3 protein-coding genes and 2 pseudogenes are annotated in these 2,075 nt (G+C 69.6%); 2 read left to right on the top strand and 3 right to left on the bottom strand.

Annotation, left to right across the window (positions count from 1 at the left end; all coding sequences use genetic code 11):
• The 3 genes and pseudogenes from ABZ924_RS38540 to ABZ924_RS38530 form a co-directional block, all read right to left on the bottom strand.
• Positions 1-165, bottom strand: a 165-nt coding sequence (locus ABZ924_RS38540) for a transposase (protein ID WP_361920397.1), incomplete at its 3' end; no start/stop codon positions are given.
• 58 nt (positions 166-223) lie between these two features.
• Positions 224-772 (bottom strand): annotated as a pseudogene (locus ABZ924_RS38535) (ATP-binding protein); the annotation flags it as partial.
• 18 nt (positions 773-790) lie between these two features.
• The gene (locus ABZ924_RS38530; RefSeq protein WP_361920395.1) at positions 791-1,354 is read right to left on the bottom strand and encodes a hypothetical protein; all 564 of its coding nucleotides are present in this window, start codon (positions 1,352-1,354) and stop codon (positions 791-793) included.
• Positions 1,355-1,384: 30 nt separating this feature from the next.
• Between ABZ924_RS38530 and ABZ924_RS38525 the strand changes: the two genes are divergently transcribed.
• Positions 1,385-1,669 (top strand): hypothetical protein, encoded by a 285-nt coding sequence (locus tag ABZ924_RS38525; protein WP_361920393.1) that lies wholly within the window; start codon positions 1,385-1,387, stop codon positions 1,667-1,669.
• A 112-nt stretch (positions 1,670-1,781) separates the two neighbouring features.
• Positions 1,782-1,952 (top strand): annotated as a pseudogene (locus tag ABZ924_RS38520) (transposase); the annotation flags it as partial.
• Between the last annotated feature and the right edge of the window lie 123 nt (positions 1,953-2,075).

Below are 2,075 nucleotides of genomic sequence, written 5' to 3'. Positions count from 1 at the left end.
CCGCTCAGCCATCGGCTGCATCGACTTCCGCCGGCCCTCCAGCAGCAGTCCCCGCAGATACAAGGCGCCCTTCTCGCGCTGGTCCCGCCGCACCAGCGGTGCGAACACCTCGGACGCGAACTCCTCCAACCGGCCCCGCACCGCGACAAGCTCCCCAGCCCTCATACAGCCAGCGAACTACCGCACACACGACGCGACAAGACCAGCTAACAAAGCACTACTAGGCGCTCCGCCGGTCAAGCTCGAGATAGCCCAGCTCATCGATGCAGGGAAGATCGACGCCCCCGTAGCGGGCGATCGTCTTGGACAGCTGCTTCTCGTCGGCGGCCTCGACGAGCTCGTTGACGAGCTTGGCGGCCAGGGCATAGCGGACGCGGCAACCGGCCATGGCCGCTGCCGTCCCAAGGCCGATCAGCAGGTGGGACTTGCCGGTGCCGGAGTCCCCGATCAGGCAGAGCGGCTCGCCCTTCTTGACCCAGTCGCAGGTGGCGAGGTTGTTGACCACAGCCGGGACGACGTTGGGGTTGCCGCTGCAGTCGAAGTCGGAGAGCCACTTCTGGCGGGGGAATCCGGCCGCCCGGATCCGTCGCTCCGAGCGTCGCCGGTCCCGGTTCTCGCACTCGGACATCAGCAGCTCGGCCAGAAACCCTCGATAGGAGAGCCCTTCGCGTTCGGCGCGGGCGACGAGGTCGGGGAACTGGGCTCGCATGGTGGGCAGCCGCAGGACCCCGCGGGCGGTGTCGATCGCAGCATCGGGGGCGGTCTCGGTCAGGTTGTGGTGCGAGCCGGTTCATGGCGCGTCCTTCCTGAAGCGGTTCAGAAGCTGGTCCCAGCAGTCGAGAGAGGGCAGAGGACGCTGGTCGGTGGGGAGACGGACGGCCCGGCGGGCTTCAGGCTGACCACCTCGCGGGGCTCCGGCCCGGGCAGTGCCGGTGTCGGCCCGGGTGACCGTCACGGTGGGGGAACGGCCATCGCTCTGAGCGGCCTTGCGGGCCTCAAGGGCGACGATGTCGGCGGTGTGGGCGCCGACCGCAAGGGCGGATCGGATGCCGACGATCACATCGCGGTGTTCGAGATGGCGGTGCAGCAGGAACACGTGGACCAGCTGCTTGGTACCTTCGGTGTCGCCCGCCTTCTTCGCCGCAGCCCAGAACGCCTCGTGGGCGGCGGTGAACGTGCCCTCGCGGCGGGCCTGGTCCAGGGCCTCGGAGCCAGCCATCGTGCCGGGCTTGGCCAGCAGGACTTCGAGAAAGTGGTCCCGGACGACCCGCTCGGCGCCCTTCGCCGTCAGGCGGGGGTGGCGGGCGATCTCGGTGCGGCCGTGGAAGACAACGAGGTCGCTGGAGCGGAGCACGACTCGGACGGTGCGGCCGATGAAGCGGGGATGCTGCTGTCCCTGGAGGCGATCAACACCTTCCGCGTCCGGCTCCCGCAGCCACAGCGCATGAGCGACGACGAACTGGGAGCGATCAGTGTGCCCGCCCTCCTGCTGTTCGGCGGTGCCGACCGCGTGATGGACTCCCGCCGTGCCGAGGACCGCGCGCGGCGGCTCATCCGGGACGTACGGACCGAGGTGGTGGCCGGCGCGAGACACGGCATCCCGGCTCACATCTTCAACCAGCGGGTCGCAGACTTCCTTCAGGAGGTCGAGGACTCCGGCACTGCGTGACGTGACGTACGCGGACGACCGGCTGGTTCCGTTCATGAGTCGGGCGACGGCAGAGGTGCATTGCACGCCTTTAGATCGTGTCCTATGTGGTGAGGCGGTCGTTGGTCCGATCATGGGGCGGGGTACGTGGAGTTGGATTGTTCCGGACGGGCTGTGGGAGATCGCGAAGCCGCTGATCCCACCTTCGAGGGTGCGGCCGCAGGGCGGCGGGACGCAGGACACGCCTGATGAGCCGTTGTTCGCCGCGATCGTTTACGTGCTGGTCAGCGGGTGTGCCTGGCGGCCCGCCTGCGGCCTGGGGCACCGGGAGCCGCTCGCCGGGGCCGGCCGGCGGGGGGGGCGGCAGGTGGCGGGCGCGGGCCAGGACCAGGGTCCACCGCACAGGTGGTTGTGTTCCGCGGTGCGG

Source organism: Streptomyces sp. NPDC046876, assembly GCF_040645035.1.
Taxonomy (GTDB): Bacteria; Actinomycetota; Actinomycetes; order Streptomycetales; family Streptomycetaceae; genus Streptomyces.
Note: the sequence above shows the minus strand (reverse complement) of the source record. Positions and strands in the feature narration are given on the sequence as shown.

What these genes read in the sequence shown, in the direction of transcription:
- ABZ924_RS38525 (WP_361920393.1), top strand. Translation starts at nt 1,385, where the DNA reads ATGCTGCTGTCCCTGGAGGCGATCAACACCTTCCGCGTCCGGCTCCCG.